The 19,191-nt window shown below is 68.3% G+C and carries 13 protein-coding genes and 1 pseudogene; 9 read left to right on the top strand and 5 right to left on the bottom strand.

What is annotated here, in order from left to right; all coding sequences use genetic code 11:
* Positions 1–23 precede the first annotated feature (23 nt).
* From VLF18_RS19670 to VLF18_RS19655, 4 genes are all read right to left on the bottom strand, one after another.
* Positions 24–1,529, bottom strand: coding sequence for a hypothetical protein (locus VLF18_RS19670; RefSeq protein ID WP_325281331.1), 1,506 nt, complete (start codon positions 1,527–1,529; stop codon positions 24–26).
* Positions 1,530–1,744: 215 nt separating this feature from the next.
* On the bottom strand, positions 1,745–3,265 hold the full coding sequence (locus tag VLF18_RS19665; protein WP_325281330.1) for a hypothetical protein: 1,521 nt from the start codon (positions 3,263–3,265) through the stop codon (positions 1,745–1,747).
* An 81-nt stretch (positions 3,266–3,346) separates the two neighbouring features.
* Positions 3,347–3,628: a hypothetical protein gene (locus tag VLF18_RS19660; RefSeq protein ID WP_325281329.1), complete on the bottom strand. Its 282-nt coding sequence runs from the start codon at positions 3,626–3,628 to the stop codon at positions 3,347–3,349.
* A 187-nt stretch (positions 3,629–3,815) separates the two neighbouring features.
* Positions 3,816–5,366 (bottom strand): hypothetical protein, encoded by a 1,551-nt coding sequence (locus VLF18_RS19655; protein WP_325281328.1) that lies wholly within the window; start codon positions 5,364–5,366, stop codon positions 3,816–3,818.
* Between the two features lie 183 nt (positions 5,367–5,549).
* Here VLF18_RS19655 and VLF18_RS19650 point away from each other — a divergent pair, with 183 nt between their 5' ends.
* The 4 genes from VLF18_RS19650 (at position 5,550) to VLF18_RS19635 (ending at position 10,332) form a co-directional block, all read left to right on the top strand.
* Entirely contained in the window at positions 5,550–6,362 is an 813-nt protein-coding gene (locus VLF18_RS19650) for a TonB family protein (protein ID WP_325281327.1), read from the top strand.
* Between the two features lie 79 nt (positions 6,363–6,441).
* The gene (locus VLF18_RS19645; RefSeq protein WP_325281326.1) at positions 6,442–6,978 is read left to right on the top strand and encodes a sigma-70 family RNA polymerase sigma factor; all 537 of its coding nucleotides are present in this window, start codon (positions 6,442–6,444) and stop codon (positions 6,976–6,978) included.
* Positions 6,979–7,057: 79 nt separating this feature from the next.
* Positions 7,058–8,002, top strand: coding sequence for a FecR family protein (locus VLF18_RS19640; protein WP_325281325.1), 945 nt, complete (start codon positions 7,058–7,060; stop codon positions 8,000–8,002).
* On the top strand, positions 7,999–10,332 hold the full coding sequence (locus VLF18_RS19635; protein WP_325281324.1) for a TonB-dependent receptor: 2,334 nt from the start codon (positions 7,999–8,001) through the stop codon (positions 10,330–10,332). The genes VLF18_RS19640 and VLF18_RS19635 overlap by 4 nt, the downstream gene beginning before the upstream one ends.
* Before the next feature lie 113 nt (positions 10,333–10,445).
* Here the strand turns inward: VLF18_RS19635 and VLF18_RS19630 are convergent, their stop codons facing one another.
* Complete coding sequence (locus tag VLF18_RS19630; RefSeq protein WP_325281323.1) at positions 10,446–13,865, bottom strand: S8 family serine peptidase; 3,420 nt, start codon at positions 13,863–13,865, stop codon at positions 10,446–10,448.
* A gap of 411 nt (positions 13,866–14,276) precedes the next feature.
* On the opposite strand from VLF18_RS19630, the gene VLF18_RS19625 reads away from it, so the two are divergent.
* The 5 genes and pseudogenes from VLF18_RS19625 to VLF18_RS19605 form a co-directional block, all read left to right on the top strand.
* Positions 14,277–16,481 carry a patatin-like phospholipase family protein gene (locus VLF18_RS19625; RefSeq protein ID WP_325281322.1) on the top strand — a complete coding sequence of 735 codons (2,205 nt, stop codon included), beginning with the start codon at positions 14,277–14,279 and terminating at the stop codon, positions 16,479–16,481.
* 126 nt (positions 16,482–16,607) lie between these two features.
* Positions 16,608–17,246, top strand: a pseudogene (locus VLF18_RS19620) (CoA transferase subunit A); the annotation flags it as partial.
* Positions 17,247–17,336: 90 nt separating this feature from the next.
* A complete protein-coding gene (locus VLF18_RS19615) occupies positions 17,337–17,966 on the top strand; it encodes a 3-oxoacid CoA-transferase subunit B (protein ID WP_325281333.1) in 630 nt (209 codons plus the stop codon).
* A gap of 160 nt (positions 17,967–18,126) precedes the next feature.
* Positions 18,127–18,630 carry a hypothetical protein gene (locus VLF18_RS19610; RefSeq protein ID WP_325281321.1) on the top strand — a complete coding sequence of 168 codons (504 nt, stop codon included), beginning with the start codon at positions 18,127–18,129 and terminating at the stop codon, positions 18,628–18,630.
* Positions 18,631–18,760: 130 nt separating this feature from the next.
* Positions 18,761–19,191 (top strand): hypothetical protein (locus VLF18_RS19605; RefSeq protein WP_325281320.1); only part of this gene is annotated, 431 nt, incomplete at its 3' end.

The following is a 19,191-nucleotide window of genomic DNA, read 5'->3' as shown; positions in this document are numbered from 1 at the left end:
CAACTCGATCAGCGAATGCGCGCTCAGTTGCAGGGCGCCGATGTTCCGTTCACGCAAGCCCGCACCGCGCGGTGCCGGAACGCCGCGCTGTAGTTCGACAGCAAACCCGGCGCGGCCTTGGCGTTGACGTAGTTCACGGCCTGGAAGCCCGTCGCCGGCAGACCGCGGAAGACATCGCCGTCGCGCGACGCGCGCAGCGCGTGCGGCTGCGACGCTGGATCGAGCGAAAGGCGCAGCCATCCGGTCGACGAAAAAGGCTTCACATGGGTATGCAGCCGCGATCCCAGAACAACGGATTCGATCGGCCGATCGCGGACGTTCGGCATGGTGATCACATTGACCGAAGTACACAGTGCAGGAATCGGTAGCGGCAGACCCCAGGGCAGTTGGGGAGGACCCGGACGCCCCGCATCGCGGTCGAACGGAAGGTACTGGACCTGACTGCAGGACCGCGCGTCGCCGTTGATCTCGCTTCCGTTGACCGTGAATCGCTGCCCGAACGTGAATGTGAACGGCGGGAGCGCACCGGCATCGCCCACGGGCACGCCGAGGAGGTCCGGATCGACGTAGAACCGCTTGGTCGGGAACGTCACCACCCAGTCAGTATTCGACCCGGCCGACGAATCGACGTTGTATTCGTTGAGCAGAGAGGACGCCATGAATACCGCGGACACCGCATCGATGGCCTGGAACGGCGGCACGTTCGTGACGTAGTCGGAGCGGAGCAATTCGCCGGCTGCGTCGAAGGTGAAGGCGATGGCGATACCGTCTCCCGTGTTCGCCGTCGCGAGCGACGGTATCGTTCCGGTTATCGTAAACAGCGAGAACTTGCTGAAGCCGCCGATCGCATCGGCGTTGTAGGCGTGGAACGTGCCCTGCGCGACATTGACGATGCCGCCGGCGCCGAACAGGCCGCCGGTCGGCGGCAGCAACCCGGTATTCTCCGGGTCGATGCTCTGTACGACCTGGCAGTTGGCCGGCGTGCCGCCGGCGGTATGCGTTACCGCAGTACGCAGCGTTCCGCCGAGATCGGCCATCTGCAGGAGTTCGATATGACCTTCGCGCGTGCGGGTCACGTCGGTCGGTCCGGAGTCCTCGTGCACGCCGGTGAACGTGGACACGAGGAATTCCTGGTACGGGCGGCCGGTGCCGAGCGTGCCGGTCCATTGATCCTTGCCCGGCACGGTACAGCTGCGGTCCGTGGTCAGGATGGCCGCGCCGTCGCCGGTCAGCCCTGCATCGCTCAGCGCGAAGATGCTGGCCGTCCAGACGTCGAACTCGGACAGGAACAGATTGAAATCCAGCACTTCACGCGAGTTGTAGCCTTCGAGAAAGCGCACCTTCACGACCTTGGCCGCGTTGGTCGCGTTGACGACCGAAACGATCGTCTGCTGATTCCGGTTGACCGTGTAATACGGATAGATCAGGACCTGGCCAGTGCCGTCGGGGCTCAGTTCGACCGCATTCGCGCTCGCGGCGGACGCGACGAGCCCCGCCGCAACCGCGGCGCGCAGTGCATTGCCTTTCATCCAGAACTCCAGAATGCCAAGAGTGAACCGCACCCGCTGGTGCGGCTGCGCAGTGCTGTCGTCTGCGGCTGCGCGCGCAGTGTCGAAAAAATGCAGCGCACGTCCCCACAGTGGGCGTGCGCTGCACAAAAGGCCGCAGCCCGTTCGGGGGCTGCGCCCAACGCTCGTTACATCGGCGACAGCGCGTCGCCGTCGAACTCACTCAGCGAACGCGGTCAGTTGCAGGGCGAGGACGTCCCGTTCACACAGGTGCGCACCGCACGATGCCGGAATGCTGCGCTGTAGTTCGCCAGCACGCCCGCGACGACATTACTGTTGACGTAGTTGACGGCCTGAAATCCCGTCGCCGGCAGACCGCGGAAGACATCGCCGTCGCGCGACGCGCGCAACGCATGCGGCTGCGAGGAAGGATCGAACGAAAGTCGCATCCAGCCCGCCGCCGAGAAGGGTCGCGCATTGTCGTGCAGCCGCGATCCCAGCACGGCGGATTCGGCCGGCGGTTCGGTCGCGGACGTGTACAGCATGCTCACGACGTTGACCGAGCGGCAGAGCGCGGTCGGGAGGACTGGCGGGACCGGAGGAAATCCGGGCGCAGGCCCCACGGGACGACCTTCCTCGCGGTCGAACGGCACGACATCCACGCGACTGCAGGACTGCGCGTCGCCGTTGTAAGTCGTTCCGTTGACGACGGAGCGCTCGCCGAATGTATAAGTGAACGGCGGCAATGCGCCGGCACTGCGAAGCGGCAGGCCAAGAATTTCCGGATCGACATAGAAGCGCTTGGTCGGGAACGTCACGACCCAGTCGGTATTCGATCCGGCCGACGCATCGACGTTGTATTCGTTGAGCAGATAGGACGCCATGAACAGCGCTGACACCGCATCGACGGCCTGGCTCGGCTGTCCCGTCGTGACGTAGTCGGAGCGGAACAATTCGCCGGCCGCGTCGAACGTGAAGGCCGTCGCCACACCGGGTGCCGTATTCGTCTGCGCGAGCGACGGCGTCGGCATGCCCGGTTCCGCGAATAGCACGACCTTGCTGAAGCCGCCGATCGCATCGGCGTTGTAGGCGTGGAACGTGCCCTGTGCGACGTTGACGATGCCGCCCGCGCCGAACAGGCCGCCGGTCGGCGGCAGCAGCGCGGTATGCGCCGGGTCGATGCTCTGGATGACCTGGCAGTTGGCCGGCGTGCCGGCGGCGGTATGCGTCACCGCCGTACGCAGCGGCCCGCCGAGATCGGCCATCTGCACGAGTTCGATATGACCTTCGCGCGTGCGGGTCACGTCGGTCGGCCCGGAGTCGGCGCGTGCGCCCGTAAATGCGGACATGCGGAATTCGTTGTACGGGCGGCCGGTGCCGAGCGCGCCGGTCCAATAGTCCTTGCCCGGCGCGGTACAGCTGCGGTCCGTGGTCATGATGGCCGCGCCGTCGCCGGTCAGCCCTGCATCGCTCAGCGCGAAAATACTCGCCGTCCAGACGTCGAAATCCGACAGGAACAGATTGAAATCCATGACTTCACGCGCGTTGTAGCCTTCGAGAAAGCGCACGCGCACGGCCTTGGCCACGTTGGTCGCGTTGACGACGGAAATGATCGTCTGCTGATTCCGGTTGACCGTGTAATACGGATAGATCAGGACCTGGCCGGTGCCGTCGGGGCTCAGTTCGACCGCATTCGCGCTCGCGGCGGACGCGACGAGGCCTGCCGCGACGGCGGCACGCAGTGCATTGCCTTTCATCAACAACTCCAGAATGCGAAGAGTGAACCGCACTCGCCGGCGCCGCAGCGCCGTGCCGTGGGTTGCGGCCGCACGCGCCGCTCAGTGCGCGGCGGAGGCCATGGCGAGCGCCGCGGCGCGCGTGGTCTCGACGTCGTGGCGGATCCAGGCGTTCGCCGCATCGATCGCAGCTTCGCGCGTGGCGACGATGCCGGACGCCGACACCGTGCGCAGCCACGGCCGGAATACCTTCCAGCGCAGCGGCGTGTCCGGCGTACCTTCAACGATGACGCGATAGCCGAGCCGGCGGTACGCAGCGATGCGCTGCAGACGCGGACGGCGGCCGGCATTCATGACTCTGTGCAGATCGGGGACGCGATACATAGCGCTATTTCCTTCAGCAAGATCGGATCGACACCAGACGCAGCGACACGAAATTCAGGCAACGGCACGCCGTATCCGTGGCACGCACGAATCCATCCCAACCTCTATGGGGTTTTTGCCGGCGCCGTTCCGCGACGCCGCTTTCTACCGGATGCCGCGTTCTACAGAACGCAGCATCGGCACGGGATTACTTGCAGGACACCGTATTGCGCCGGCAGTCCTGCGTGCGCCGCTGCGGATTGGCCATGCTGTAGTTCGCCAGCACGCCCGGCCCCGCCGCGGCATTGACGTAATTGACGGCGGCGAAACCGATCGCAGGCAGACCCAGCATCACCGTGCCGTCTTCGGCCGGGCGCAGGCTGCGGTTCGCGGTCGCACCGCTTTCCTGATAGCGCAGAAAATCGAGCGTCATCCAGCCGCCGTCGCGACGCGCCGTGCCCGACACCGGACCGATGCGCGCCGCGAGCGACGAACCGAGCGGCCGGCCCGCGAGCGGAATGATGTTGACGCTCGGCGCGATGGCGACGACCTGCGTGTTGAAGCGCAGATCGATGACTTCGTTCGTACCGCCGGTCACCTGTACGCGACGGCCGTCGCGGTCGCGCAGCGAGTACGGCACCGGCATCGCAGCGGAGGCTTCGCTGCCGCCGGCACCGGGATAGATGCTCGTGAACGGCTTGATCGCGGCCGGGCCTACGATGGCCTGATCGGTATAGAAAGGCCGTGTCGGGAACGTGACGACCCAGTCGGTCGTCGCACCGACGCTCGCGTCGTTGACGTAGTTGACGTTGACCGCGTCGGCCGAAAGCACGGCGCTGACCGCGTCGATCGCGCGTTCGCGCGGATAGACGAGTTCCTGGCGGCGATTCGGCAGATCGATCGTCGCGCTGACGAAGACGGTGGCCGGATCGCTGAGCGCGTCGTCGAGGCCGATGCCTTCCTCGGCCGGCTTGAAATGATTCACGACGGTCGCGCGGCCGCCCTGCGGCACGTCGGACGGATCGGTGCGGAAATCGGCGAGCGCGGTGGCCTGATACGCCATCACCGTGCCGGCTGCGACATTGAGCACCATCGCTTCGCCACTGAGACCGCCGGTCGGGTTCGTCAGGTGCGCCTTGCGGTCCTGTGCCCAGTAGCCCGCGTCATAGGCTTCGACCAGCGACGCGCAGCCCGCAGGCACGCCGGTGGCGGCCGGCGTCATCGCGATCGCCGGCGGCGTTTCCGGCACGACGGTCGCGAGTTCGAAGATCTTGATGTAGCCCTCGCGCGTGCGGTCGTAGGTGCCGGGACCGGCGTCGCGGCGCGTGCCGGTGAAGCCGAAGGGCGCAAGGTTCTGATAGCCGCGGCCGTCGGGCAGCGTGAACGCCTCGAAGCGCGGATAGGTGCAGGACGAATCGCCGGGCAGCAGCGAGGCTTCGTCGGACTCGGAGAAACTGAAGGCCGTCGCCGACCAGCTGTCGTAGGGCGCGAGGAACACGTTGAAGGCGATGACGTTGCGACCGTTGCGGCCTTCGCTCATCTGCACCTGCAGCACCTTGTGACGGTCGGTGTGATTGGTCACCGTGTAGATCGTCTGGTTGCCGCCGCGCACCGTGTAATACGGATAGATCAGCACCTGGCCCAGGCCGTTGGGATCCAGCCGGACGGCGCCACAGGTCGACGCACCGAGTCCGAGAGCGACGAGCGCTCCGACCCGGCAGGCGATGCGGCGGCGATGCGTGGTGATCCGGTTGGTCATGATCTTTCGATTCCCCGTCTGAGGCGGCGATGGCGCTGTCGCGGCCTCGGTTGCGTGTTCACTCGGGGTAGACGCATCAAACGGCAAATCCCCCCAAGTCCCCAATTTCGCTTCGTGCGTGTGCCTTTTCGCGTTAACGTGGCTAATATCCGCCGCCAATCCTGCTGCAGTTCAACCTCAGCGATGCCGAGTTCGCCCTCCAACGCCGCACAGGTTCTGTTGCTCGCACCGTCGGAGGCGGCATCGGCCGCTGTTGTCGCGACGCCCGGCGGCGAAGACGAACTCCTCGTTCCTGCCGGCCCGGCCCCGCGGCGTCCCGCGTTGTTCGCGCTGCTGCTGTCGCTCGCGCTTCACGTACTCGCCGGCGCCCTGCTGTGGCAGTGGACGACCGACATCGCACCGAAACCCGAATCGCCCGTGCTGCAGGTCCGCCTGCGCGCCGGCGGCGGCAAGCCCGCACCGGCTCCGCTCGCCGACCAGCCCCCGGCGCCTCCCGCGCCGGTCGCCGCAACCCCGAAACCGCAGCGCCTGCCGGCGCCCGTTCCGGCGCCGCCGCCGTCCGAACGCGCGAAGACTGCCACATTGCCGACGGCGCCGCCCGTGGTCGCATCACAGGAACCCGCACCCGTCGTGCCGGCCTCGACCGCGACGACGCAGGCCGACACCAGCGGCACCGACGTCGTCACGCCGCCCGAGGATCCGCTGGTCAACACCGCGACGATGCGCGTGCTCGAATGGCTCGCGCAGCACCGCCGCTATCCGGGCCCCGCGCGCCGCGCGCGCCTGCAGGGCACGGTCGAGATCGTCGTCGTGCTGATGCCCGACGGCCGTCTCGTCGACCAGCGCATCGCGCAGAGTTCCGGCCACGCGATTCTCGACAAGGCCGCGCTCGACCTGCTGCGCCGCGCGTCGCCGGTGCCGGTGTCCGCGTTCTTCACGGGCGAGGCGCGCCAGCTCGAACTGCGTCTGCCCATCATCTACCGCCTGAGCATCTGATGCCGACGACTTCGCCCGCTCCGTCCGGCGCGCGCCGGCACGGCCCGAGTCCCTGCGCTGCCGGCGGTCGCTGGCAGGCATGAGTTCGATCTCGCCCCGGGCCGCTCCCGATGCCGAATCCCAGGCGATCGCCGAACTCTATGCGAGCTGCTACGGCGAGCTCGTCGCCTACCTGCGCCGGCTCTGCGCCGACCACGGCCAGGCCGAGGATCTTGCCCAGGAGGCCGGGATGCGGCTGATCTCCCAGGCCCGGCGCGAAACCGTCGAGAAGCCGCGCGCGTTCCTGTTCCACGTCGCGACGAACCTCGCGCGCGACCAGTTGCGCCGGCGCATGGTCAGCGATTCGCACGCGGTCGACGGCGACTTCGACGACAACGGTTTCGCGCCGGGCGCGGACCACATCGCGACCGTGCAGGAAGACGTGGCCCGCGTCAGCGCCGCGCTGAACACGCTGACGCCGCGCGCGCGCGACGTGCTCGTGCTCGCGCGCATCCACGGACACACGCAGAAAGAAATCGCCGACCGGCTGAACCTGCAGCCCAAGACGGTCGAGAACCACCTGACCCGCGCTCTGGCCCAGCTCGGCGCGGCGCTCGGCGGCAGGCGGCGGCAATGAACCGGCACCCGACACGACCCGGCCCGACCGGCCGTTGGGGGCAAGCGAGCACTCGCGCGTCTATGCGGGAGACATGTCCATGAATTCGACCGAATCGCTGCTGCAACAAGCCGCCCGCTGGCACGCCATTGCCAGTGGAAGGGACCTGTCGGCCGACGAAACACGCTCGCTCGATCAATGGCTTGCCCAGAATCCGCGGCACCGGCTCGCCTACGCCGACGTCTGCGCGGCGGCTTTCGCGCTTGAGCAGAGCCGCGCCGCGGCCGAGGCCGTGGTCGCGCCCGCCGCGACCGCACGCGCGCCGCGGACCTGGCTGCGCTGGAGCGCGGCGGCCGGCGCGCCGCTGCTGCTCGCGCTGGCGCTGCTCGTCGGCCCGCGCATCGCGCCGGGCTGGCAGAACTGGAACAGCGACCTCTACACCGAGATCGGCAAGTCGCAGTCGCAGACCCTGGCCGATGGCTCGGTGCTCGAACTCGACACCGACAGCGCGGTCCGCGTGCGCCTCGGCAGCGACCGCCGCGACATCGAGCTGCTGCGCGGCCGGCTCGCGATCGCCGTCGCGAAAGACCCGACGCGTCCGCTGCACGTGCGCGCCGGCCGGGTCGACGCGATGGCCGTCGGCACGCGCTTCGTCGTCGACCGCAACGAGGCCGGCACCGAGGTCGGCGTGCACGAAGGCATCGTGCGCGTGACCGCGGGCGATGCGGCGCCGGTCGAACTGACCGCGGGCCAGCAGGCCTTCGTCGGCCACGACGAACCCGCCGCGCGCGTCGGCGCGCTGTCGTCCAATGACGGCTGGACGCGCGGCGTGCTCAGCGTCGAGCAGGTGCCGCTCGCCAAAGTGCTGGCCGAACTCGACCGCTATCTGCCCGAGCGCATCGTGCTGGCCGACGACGCGCATGCGGCGATGCCGATCACGGCGACGCTGCCGCTCGACGATCCGGCCGCGGCGCTGCGCGCGCTCGCGCAGACTTCGCAGCTGAGCCTGCGTCACATCCCGCGCGTCGCCTACGTCATGCGATGAGGCAGGCCCGCCTGGGCCGCCTCGCTGGCCTGCTCGCCGCCGTCGTCCCGCTGACTCCGTTCGCCGCCGGCGAGACCGAGCCGGTCTACGACATCGCTTTCGAACACGGGCCGCTGCTGAGCTGTCTGGAACGCCTCGCGCTGCTCGCGAACGTGCCGATCGTCGACCGCTCCGAACGCGTCGCGGCCGCGGTCTGCACGCAGCGCACGCTGCGCGCGACCGTGCCGCAGGCGCTCGACGAGATCCTCGTACCGGTCGGTCTCGCGTGGCGCCGGCGCAGCGACGGCGCGATCGAGATCGTGACGGCCGCGCCCGGCGAGAGCGTGAATCTCACGCCGCTGACGATCGAGGACACGCCGCTGCCGTCGCTCGCGCCGGTCACGGCCGCGACGCCGCCGGTGACCGAACTCGCGCATGAGGCGATGAGCGTCACGCGCATCGAGCAGGAACGCATGACCGCGTCGCCGCTGCTGAGCCTCAGCCAGATCGGCCGCTATGCGCCGAACGTCTATGCGAGCGGCGCGAGCCTCGCGATTCGCGGGCAGGAGCGCGATCTCGACCAGTTCAGCGGTCTCAGCGTGCGCCTGGACGGCATCGATCTCGGCACGAGCCTGATCGAAGGCGACATGGTGCCGGTCGAGGGACTGTCGGGCATGCAGCTGCAGCGCGGCCCGCGCAGCTTCGAACGCGGCGGCAGCGCGACGGCCGGCGCGCTCGATCTCTACACCGAAGCGCCGACCGAATCGCCGAGCCTGCGCGCGAGCGCGGGCATCGGCAACGACGGCGCGCTGCGCGGCTCGACCGCGTGGTCGACGCGCTTCTTCGGCGGCGAGAGCGGCGTGCGCGTCGCGCTCGAGCGCCGCGTCATGGCCGACTATGTGCACGAGGTCTATGTACCCGAGGCCAATCGCGACCACCGCGTCGTGGACAACCTCTACACCAAGCTCAATCTGGTGCCGGAGTGGCTGCCGGGCTTCAGCATGGAATTCGCGCTGCTCGCGGTGTCCGGCGACGACCCGGCGCTGTACACCGCGGCCGGCGAGTTTCCGTTTCCGCTGTCGCGAGAACGCGAAAGCTTCGCGCGCGACACGGCGCGCACGCAGACGCGTGCGCTCGGCTCCGCGCTGAGCCTGCAGTACGGCCGCGACGACTGGAACGTGCGGCTGAACGCGAACAGCACGTTCTCGCGCCAGGAAGGCCTGTGGCTCGGCTCGGGCTTCGGCCCGAGCGGCGATCTGAACAACGAACGCCGCCGCGCCGTCGGCCTGAGCGCGCGCTACACGCCGGGCGAGTGGGAAATGGCCGGCGGCGTCGAGTTCAGCGCGGTGTCCTTCGCCGACCAGGAAGCGATCTGGGTCGCCGGCTTCCGGCGCGTCGGCGACAACCGCCAGGATCTCGACTTCCGCACGCGCAGCGGCTGGCTCTGGCTCGGGCGCCACTGGGGCGAGCGCTTCAGCGTCGGCGTCGGCCTGCGTCAGGTCGAGGAAAAGGCGCAGCAGAACTACATCAGCGTCGCATGCAACGTCGGCACCGGCCTCGTTCCGCGGCCGGGCGTCTGCGCCGAGCGCGAATCCGAGCTGCAGTTCGCCCAGACCGGCCGCATCGACACGAGCACGCCGGTGCCGCTCGTCGTCGGCAACTGGAAGGTCGACGAAACCAACACGCTGAGCCTCAGCCACGGCCGCGGCGTGCGCAGCAGCGCCGGCGTGCGGCCGGAGTTCATCCAGCCGGCCGAACGCGACGACTCGACCCAGCTCGCCTGGCAGTCGGCATGGTTCGACGAGCGCCTCAAGGCGCGCCTCGCCCTGTTCCGAACGCTGATTCGTGAACGTTTCCACTATGTGACAAACCACGTCGGCGCGCGCGGCCGCGTCTACGGGGCGGAACTGGAGATCGACGCGCGCCTCGGCGAGCGCTGGCGGGCCACGCTCGGCCTGGGCCGCCTCAACGCGCGCTACGACTACTACCGCTATTACAACGAAGACCCGACGCCGCGCCTGCCCGGCGCGCCGAAGTACACCGCGCTGTTCGGCCTGCGCTACGGCGCGCCGACCGGCTGGTATGGCACGCTCGACGCGTATCACACGGCCGAGGCCGAGACGACGCTCGACATCAATCCGGGCAACCGCCGCCCGGCCTACAGCCTCGCCGACCTGCGCATCGGCTATCGCCTCGAGGACGCCGATTTCTCGCTGGCCGTCACCAACGCATTCGACGAGCTCTACCTCGACCGCGTCGACTTCCGCTACAACGACCGGCGCCAGGAGACGCGCTACCGCCTCGGCGATCCGCGGCGCGTGGAATTGCGCTGGCAGTACGAATGGCGCTGAGTGGAATACAGCGAATTCCCGCTTTTTTTCGTGATTTTCGCGATGCCGCCCCGAAGGGCTCAAGAAATACGGCCGCTGTCGCGGCCGTATTTTTTCCTGCATGACGCGTCGCGTTACGGTGTGCAGCCCTGCACGCTGACATCGTCGATCGCCCAGCCCGGATTGGGCTCGGCGACGGACGAGTCGCTGCCCATGCGGAAGCGGAACCTCACGCTCTGGCCCGCGAGCGACTGGATGTCGATCACGGACTTCACGTGCGGGCCGCCTTCCGAACACCACGCCTGCAGACCCTGCAGCGGGTTGCTGTACTGCGTCGACACCGCGCCGTTGTACGGATCGGTGAGCAGGCCGGTGGTGACCTGGGTCCAGGTCGTTCCACCGTCGGTCGAGCTTTCCAGGATGCCGCCGTCGAAGCAGCCTGCCGACGACGTCTCGAGCGACTGCTTGTTCCAGAACGACAGCGTGAGATTGCTCAGACCCGACGGCACGGCGATCGCCGGCGATACCAGACGCTGGTCGTTGGCGACAGCGAAGTTGTTCGCCTGCCAGGCCATCGTTCCGCCGTGCGGCGCGCCGGTGCCGCGCGTCCACGAATCGGTGCCCGTGCCCGCGGAATGCGTCCAGCCGTTGTCGCCGGTTTCCATGCCGTCGGTGAACACGACGGTCTGCGTGCTGTCGACCGGGCAGTCGCCCGGCAGCGGCGTCGTCGTGAACATGTTGCCGGTCGCCGCCGACGTCTCGAAGCCATTGGCGAAGACGCGATCGGCCGGCGGCGTGGTGCCGCCGGTGCCGCAGGCGTTCGATGCATAGACGCGCCAGTAGAAGCGCTGGCCGCCCGGCAGCTCCGGCGTGACGGTCCAGCTGGTCTGCGTCGTCGTCGTCGTCGCGAACACGGTCGAGAAGTCCGGATTGCGCGACACGATCACCGTGTAGTTCTCGGCCTGCGGCACGGCGTTCCAGGTCAGCGTCGGATTCGACGGCTGTCCCGTCGCGCCGTTGGCCGGCGTCACGAGCGTCGGCGTCGCCGGCGTGATCGTGTCGACCGTGATGTCGAGATCGAAGGTCTTCGTAATCGCACCCGACACGCCGGTCAGCGTGGTCGTGTAGTCGCCGGCCGGCGTCGACGCCGTGTTGGTCAGGCTGAAGGTCGCCGTGCCCGGCGGCGTCACCGCGGTCGGTGCAACGCTTGCCGTCGAGCCCGTCGGCGCGCCGCTGACGCTCAGAGTGACCGGTGTCGTGTAGCCGGTGATCTGACCGATCGCGACCGGCGTGGAGAAGTTGCCGCCGGCGCAGACGCGCGTGTCGGGCGTGGTCGCGCTCAGCGTGAACGACGGCGCGCGCGAGCAGTTGTAGCAGGTGATCGCGAAGTCCTGGTCGGTCGCGTCGCCGGTGTTCGGCACGCCGTCGCCGCCGACCGCCGTACCGGTCACGCGGATCGTCACGTCGCCGGTCGTGCCGACCGGCAGGAACACGGCTTCGTAGTTGTTCTTCGTGTCGGCCGTGCCGCCGGTGACGCTCCACTGGTTCGTGAACACGTTGCCGAGGTAGGTGTTCGCGCCGTTGACCACGCGCAGGTCGAGGTTGTTGACCTGCGGCGCGGTCGAGTTGAGCGCGCCCGGCGCATCGGTATAGGCCATCGCGACGCGCACCGGCTTGGTCGGATCGGCCACGCCGACGGCGATCTCGTAGAACTCGCCGGTGTTGTCGAGCGTCTGGCTCTGGTCGACGAGCACCTTCGGCGTCGCGTCGAACATGATCGACAGGTTCGGCATGCCGTAGCCCTGGTCGTTGCTCGGCAGGTTGTCGTTCGCGTCGACGCCGGTCAGGTAGGTCGGATGACCGATGAGCCAGGTCTTCATGAGCGCCGGACTCGGCGCGCGAGAGCCGCCGACTTCGTCGATCGTGCCTGCCGCCGCGCCGACGCCGCCGCGTTCGATCCACCACCACGCCAGCGACGACACGCCGGCGACGGCGGGCGTCGAATGACTCGTGCCCGACGACGCGGCAAAGACGGTCTGCGCCGGCGGATACCACTGGTCGCAGACGCCGTTGCCGTTGTAGCCGGAGAACAGGCTGCCGCGCGCCTGGATGTGCGTGCCCGGCGCGATGACCTCGGGTTTGGCGCGCTGGCCCGGCGCCGGTCCGCGGCTGGAGAAGCCGACCACGTCCATCGCGTTGTCGGCGTCGGTCGGACCCGAGTTGCAGCCATCGGTCCAGCCCGGACGCACGTTCTCCGATGCGCCCACGGTGATCACGTTCTTGCCCGCGCCGGGCGAGGACACGGTCGAGGCGCCGGGTCCGTCGTTCGCCGCGGCGAACAGCTGGATCAGCTCCTGGTTGCCGGCAACGGTCAGATCGGCATCGCGCGTGCCGATGTCGTAGGCCTGGTCCGAATCGTCGTAGACGGTCGGCGGAATCGTTGCGCCCCAGGAGTTCGTGTTGATGCGCCCGCCCTTGGTGTAGACGCTCTTGATCACGCCCGCGTCGGTATTGCCGCAGCCGGCGATGCTGTAGCCCGGCACGAAGATCGCGGTGCTCGCGACGCGGCCGAACGGATTGACGCCCATGCCGAGCTGATAGCCGTCGGCGTCGCGGTTCGGCGACGCCGCCGTGACGTCGTAGCCGGCGACGATGCCGCCGTTGAGCGCGCCGTGGCCGTCGACCGCACCGACCGTGGTGGTCGTCGAACTCGAACAGTTGTTGAAGTACGCGACGCGGCTCGGATTGCCGATCACGCCGCCGACATGCAGCATCTGGTCGGCCGTCGCGACGACGGTCGGACCGGTACCGCCTTCATGAATCGGACTGTCCGTCACGTCGACGATCGGATACTGCGTGTGATCGGTCGAGAAGCCGCGCGCCGTGAGCCAGCTGATGTAGTTCGGCGCCGGTGCCGGCGACGGCGGCGGAATCGCGCCGGTCAGGATCACGTTCTGTTTTTCGTCGAACTTGCGGAACACGTTCTGCGGCAGGATCGCGACGACGTCGTCGCGCTCGGCGATCGCCGCGATGTCCGACAGGCGCACGCGCAGCTTGATGTTCTGGAAGGCGAGCACCGGATGCCATTGGAGATTCAGCTTGCCGTCGCCGACCGGACCGAGCTGGTCCGGCGACAGGCGCGCGCGTTCGGCAATGAATCGCTGCGTATCTTCGGCGCGTGCGTGCCGGTACATCTGCACGGTGATGTCGACTTCGTCGCTGCCCGCCCCCGCTTCGACGCGCGCGGCGAGTTTCGGCTCGACCTTGAGATAGCCATGGAACGGTGCGGAGAACTGCAGCCAGCCCGCCCGATTGCGCAGGTTGTCGAGTTCGGTGCGGCCGGACGCGTCGGTCCAGACGATGTAACCGTTGCTCGCGATGTACTGCAGCGGCGTGATGCCGCGTGCGGTCAGTTCGTCGAGCCAGCGCTGCTGCACCGGGCCGGTGAACTGGACGAGCTGCAGCGCGGGGCCGGCCGGCGCGTGCAGCGAGAACGGAGCCGCAGCGCGCATCGTGTCGCGCTGGGTGTCGAACGGTCGCGCCAGGAAAAGCATGTTCGCTTCCGCATCGGCGACGGTCGTCGCGCTGGCGTGAACAAACGGGACAGGCAGGCCGGCAACTCCGGCCGCGCCGACGAGCGCGGCTAGAATCGCCGCCGTGATTGGCTTACGCATGGAACCCCCACAAGTGAAAAAACGGTCCGACGCAAGAACGCGACCCCGCGTTGACGGTTCCCTGGCAGCCGCAGCGACGTGGCCACAACGACGCATCGATGCACGAGCCGCAGGCTCGGCGCATCGACGATCGCATGCGCGAAACGGAGCGCCGTCATGGCACTCGGTTGCGCACGCAACCTTTGTAAAGTCGCACAATGCGCCGCCATCCGGTATGCAGCGCGATGCCGAGCGCAACGCGGAAAAACGCGGCCGAAAGGCTTATCCGAATCAGCCCGAAGACCTAGCGGCATGAGCATTCTGCGAACCCTGTCACTTTTACTGCTGGCAGCACTGCCGCCGATCGCCGAGGCCAGGACCTGCCTCGTGCTCGGCGGCGGCGGCGCGCGCGGCGCGGCGCACATCGGCGTGCTCAAGGTGCTCGAACGCGAACGCATTCCGATCGACTGCGTCACCGGCACGTCGATGGGCGCGATCGCCGGCGGCCTGTATGCCGCGGGCTACGACGCCGACGCGATCGACGCCGTGCTCAAGGGCATCGACTGGAAGGACATGTTCCGCGACGATCCCTCGCGCGAAGAACTGCCGATGCGGCGCAAGGAAGACGAGCTGCGCTTTCTCGGCGGCATCGAACTGGGACTCAAGGACGGCAGCATCGCGCTGCCGCGCGGGCTCGTGCAGGGCCAGAAGCTGCAGCTTCTGCTGCGCCGGCTGCTGCTGTCGACGGCGCAGCTCGCCGACTTCGACCAGCTGCCGATTCCGTTCCGCTCGGTCGCCACCGACATCGGCAACGGCGAGAAGGTCGTCTTCGCCGACGGCGATCTCGCGATGGCGATCCGCGCGTCGATGTCGGTACCCGGCGCGTTCGCACCGATCCGCTATCGCGGCCGTCTCATGGTCGACGGCGGCATCGTCGACAACCTGCCGATCGACATCGCGCGCGAGATCGGCGGCACGCGCCTGATCGTCGTCAACGTCGGCGAGCCGCTGCTGAGCGAGGACAGGCTCAACTCGCCGTTCAGCATCGCCAACCAGATGCTCTCGACGCTGATGAAGCGCGAGACCGATGCGCAGCAGTCCACGCTCGACGTCGACGACGACGTGCTGCTGATCCCCGACATGGGCGACATGGGCAGTGCCGATTTCCATCGCGCCGAAGAAGCCGTCGCCGCCGGCCAGCGCGCGGCCGAAGCCGAACTCGACGCGCTGCGCCGCTACAGCGTCGGCGAAGCCGAATACGCGCAGTTCCGCGCGCGCCACCGGCGGCGTGCGTTCGATCCGCCGCTGGTCGCGTTCCTCGACGTGCTGCGCGGCCGCAGCCGCACGGCGGCCTATGTCGAGCAGCGCCTGTCCGATGCCGTCGGCAAACCGCTCGATACCACGCAGCTCGAAAAGGACATCGGCCTCGCCTACGGCGACGGCAGCTACGAACGCATCACCTACGAGCTGGAACAGCGCGACGGCAAGACCGGTCTCGCGGTGCAGCCGGTCGACAAGGGCTGGGGACCGAACTTCCTGCGCTTCGGCCTGCGCCTGTCCGACGACTTCGCCGGCCGCAACAGCTATCAGCTGATCGGCGAGGTCAACTTCACGGGCCTCAACGAGCACGGCGGCGAATCGCGCAACCGCATCGAACTGGGCCGCGTGACCGGCCTGCACGGCGAGTTCTATCAGCCGTTCGGAGACGCCGGGCAGTACTACGTCGCGCCGTATCTCGACTATCGCGCGTACAACTTTCCGCTCGGCGCCGACGGTGCGGCGGCCAACAGCGCGCTCGCCGAATACCGCCGCAGCAGTTCGACCGCGGCGATCGATCTCGGCTATACGCCGAATTCGACCTGGCGCCTGTCGACGACCTTCGGCTACAGCTACGACGAGGCGCGACGCCGCGTCGGCACGCCCGACCTGCCCGGTCTGGTCAGCAACACCTATGGCAGCGTGAAACTGCGCGCGACGCGCGACAGCCTCGACGATTCGGGTTTCCCGGGCAGCGGCACGCGCCTGGACCTGTCGCACGAATTCCTGTCCGGCGCCGAGGACTTCGGCACCTCGGACGTGTCGCGCCTGAGCTGGGACACGGCGTTCTCGCACGGCGCGAGCCGCTGGCTGCTCGGCGCGCGCATGCATTCGGCCGGCGGCGACGGCGACCTGCTGTCGACGTTCGGCACGCTGGGCGGACTCGGCAATCTGTCGGGCTATACCGAGAATCAGCTGCTCGCGAACCAGATCGCGCTGGGCCGGATCGTCTACTACCGGCGGCTCACCGACGCGACCAAGCTGATCTCGGTGCCGGTGTATCTCGGCGGCAGCCTCGAAGCCGGCGGCATCTGGGACTCGCGCGAGGCGATCAATCGCGAGGACCTGATCGGTGCCGGCAGCGTGTTCGTCGGCATCGACACTTTCCTCGGGCCCATGTTCCTGGGCTTCGGCCATGCCGAGGGCGGCAACAATTCGTTCTACCTGAGCTTCGGGTCGCTGCTCCGGTCAGACCCGTAGGGCCGCTTCCCGGAAGTACAATTGGCGGCTGCGGCGGAGGCGCACTACGCTTCCGCCGTTTCCGCGCCGCGCCGTCCCCGGCGGCGGCGCGCATTCCCCGCTCGCTCCAGCCGAAAAGGACGCCCCGTGAAAAAGGTCTACAACTCCGCCGCCGAAGCCCTGGACGGCCTGCTGTTCGACGACATGACCCTCGCCGCCGGCGGATTCGGTCTCTGCGGCATTCCGGAAAACCTGATCCAGGCACTCAAGGAAGCCGGCACCAAGGGCCTTACCATCGTCGGCAACAACGCCGGCGTCGACGACTTCGGCATGGGCCCGCTGCTCAAGACGCGCCAGGTCAAGAAAGTCATCGCGTCCTACGTCGGCGAGAACAAGGAATTCGAACGCCAGGTGCTCGCCGGCGAACTGGAACTCGAACTCACGCCGCAGGGCACGCTCGCCGAGCGCCTGCGCGCCGGCGGCGCCGGCATCCCGGGCTTCTACACGCGCACGGCCTTCGGCACGAAGCTCGCCGAGAAGCGCGAGACCAAGGAATTCGACGGCAAGGAATACGTGCTCGAACCCGCGATCACCGCCGACGTGTCGATCGTCAAGGCCTGGAAGGGCGACAGGTTCGGCAATCTGGTCTATCGAAAAACCGCGCGGAATTTCAATCCGATGATCGCGACCTGCGGCAAGGTCACGGTCGCCGAGGTCGAGGAACTCGTCGAGACCGGCGAACTCGAACCCGACCAGATCCACACGCCGGGCATCTACGTCGACCGCATCATCCAGGGCAGGAACTACGAGAAGCGCATCGAGTTCCGCACCGTGACCGGCGGTGCGCCGTCGGGCAAGGAAAACCCGGTGCGCGACATGATGGCGCGCCGCGCCGCGAAGGAACTGCGCGACGGCTACTGCGTCAATCTCGGCATCGGCATTCCGACGCTCGTCGCCAACCACATTCCGGCCGGCGTCAACGTGACGCTGCAGTCGGAAAACGGCCTGCTCGGCATCGGTCCGTTCCCGACCGAAGACAACGTCGACGCGGACCTCATCAACGCCGGCAAGCAGACCATCACCGCGATCCCGGGTTCGAGCTTCTTCTCGAGCGCCGATTCGTTCGCGATGATCCGCGGCGGCCATATCGACCTGTCGATTCTCGGCGGCCTCGAAGTGTCCGAGAACGGCGATCTCGCGAACTGGATGGTGCCCGGAAAAATGGTGAAAGGCCCGGGCGGCGCGATGGACCTCGTCTCGGGCGTCAAGCGCGTCGTCGTGCTCATGGAGCACACCGCGAAGGACGGCTCGCCGAAGATCCTGCCGGAATGCGCGCTGCCGCTGACCGGCAAGAACGTCGTCGACCTGATCATCACGGAACTCTGCGTGTTCGAGGTCAAGGACGGCGGCGGCCTGCGCCTGATCGAACTGCATGACGGCGTGAGCCTCGATGATGTGAAGGCGAAGACGGGCTGTGCGTTCGAGATTGCGGACGGGGCGAACTGAGTTCGCCAGGCGCACGGCGCGTGGGCTCCGCCAGGCGTTTTCGCCGAAGCGACGACCTCGATGCGGGTTTCTTCGGCTCAGGCCAACCGGCGCCCGCACTGCGACGCTATTGCGCGCGCGGGCGTCGGAGCGGGGTCACGACTGTCCGCCGGAGCCGCTCATGTCCTCGTTTCCGAAGATCGACTCGCCCTGCCCGCTGCGCTGGAAATCCGCCCCCGAAGCGGGGCGCGATTTCTGCACGCAGTGCCGCCGCCGCGTGCACAACCTCGATGCCCTGGATGACGCGCAGCGGCGCGCGCTGCTCGCGGGCTGCGAAACGGATATCTGCGTGTCGTATTCGGTGCCGCGCCGCCGGTTCGCGCCGGCGGCAGCAGGCCTCGGGCTCGCGGCCGCGCTGAGTTTCGGTGCGGCGGCGGCGGAGATTCCGGCCGATCGTTCGCCGGTTGCGGCGCAGGCACTGATTCCGTCGGAACCAAGGGCCGACTGTGCGACGGAAGCCGAAGAACAGACGGAACTCGTCGAAGTCATGGTCGGCGGCATCAGCAGCGCGCGCGAGGCGGAATGGGACGAGGCCAGCAACCTGCCGGACCTTCCGCTCGCCGGGCCCGGCGCGTTCGAGAATGACGCCGAGTTCGTGGCGCCGCCGTCGGCGCAGCCCGACTGAGCGAAGGCGCGCGGTGCATCGCCGGGCGAACATGGCAGCATAGCGGGCACCGCCACTGCCGCGTGCCGCCATGCCGTCGTATCGCACTGCCTCGACGCTCCGCCGCCGGCCGCGCCGGCGATTGCGTTTCGTGCTGCTCGCGCTCGCGGCCGTGCCGGTCGTGGCGTTTCTCCACTACCGCCTCGACGAAGCGCCGTCGGGCGCCGCGCAGAGCGTCGCATCGCGGCCCGCACGCACCGTTGCCGATGCGGAAAACGCATGGCTGTATCTGACCGGGCTCGGCGCCGCCGACGGCGTCGAGCCCACCGTTGCCGGACGCAGGCACGTCGACGCGTATCTCGCGGGCGCGGATCGCGAGCCGGTCGAGACCGAGGCCGTGCCCGGCGTGAAGCCCGACTCCGAACGCGACGGCTTCGCGACGGTCTGCCGTCCTTCGCTCGGCAACTGCGGTGCGTGGGCGGTACGGCATCGCGACGCGCTGTTGCGACTCATCGAAGCGAACCGGCTGCGGCTGACGCGGCTCGACCGCGCGAGTGCGCTGCCGCAGTGGCAGGAGCCGCC

Source organism: Tahibacter sp. (assembly GCF_035481375.1).
In the GTDB taxonomy this organism is placed as follows: Bacteria; Pseudomonadota; Gammaproteobacteria; order Xanthomonadales; family Rhodanobacteraceae; genus Tahibacter.
The sequence above is the reverse complement of the archived record's forward strand: the minus strand, read 5'-3'. Positions and strand labels throughout refer to the sequence as shown.

Excerpts from the sequence above, each read along its gene's own strand:
- VLF18_RS19670 (WP_325281331.1), bottom strand. The coding sequence starts at position 1,529 with ATGAAAGGCAATGCACTGCGCGCCGCGGTTGCGGCGGGGCTCGTCGCG.
- VLF18_RS19665 (WP_325281330.1), bottom strand. The coding sequence starts at position 3,265 with ATGAAAGGCAATGCACTGCGTGCCGCCGTCGCGGCAGGCCTCGTCGCG.
- VLF18_RS19660 (WP_325281329.1), bottom strand. The coding sequence starts at position 3,628 with ATGTATCGCGTCCCCGATCTGCACAGAGTCATGAATGCCGGCCGCCGT.
- VLF18_RS19655 (WP_325281328.1), bottom strand. The coding sequence starts at position 5,366 with ATGACCAACCGGATCACCACGCATCGCCGCCGCATCGCCTGCCGGGTC.
- VLF18_RS19650 (WP_325281327.1), top strand. The coding sequence starts at position 5,550 with ATGCCGAGTTCGCCCTCCAACGCCGCACAGGTTCTGTTGCTCGCACCG.
- VLF18_RS19645 (WP_325281326.1), top strand. The coding sequence starts at position 6,442 with ATGAGTTCGATCTCGCCCCGGGCCGCTCCCGATGCCGAATCCCAGGCG.
- VLF18_RS19640 (WP_325281325.1), top strand. The coding sequence starts at position 7,058 with ATGAATTCGACCGAATCGCTGCTGCAACAAGCCGCCCGCTGGCACGCC.
- VLF18_RS19635 (WP_325281324.1), top strand. The coding sequence starts at position 7,999 with ATGAGGCAGGCCCGCCTGGGCCGCCTCGCTGGCCTGCTCGCCGCCGTC.
- VLF18_RS19630 (WP_325281323.1), bottom strand. The coding sequence starts at position 13,865 with ATGCTTTTCCTGGCGCGACCGTTCGACACCCAGCGCGACACGATGCGC.
- VLF18_RS19625 (WP_325281322.1), top strand. The coding sequence starts at position 14,277 with ATGAGCATTCTGCGAACCCTGTCACTTTTACTGCTGGCAGCACTGCCG.
- VLF18_RS19615 (WP_325281333.1), top strand. The coding sequence starts at position 17,337 with ATGATGGCGCGCCGCGCCGCGAAGGAACTGCGCGACGGCTACTGCGTC.
- VLF18_RS19610 (WP_325281321.1), top strand. The coding sequence starts at position 18,127 with ATGTCCTCGTTTCCGAAGATCGACTCGCCCTGCCCGCTGCGCTGGAAA.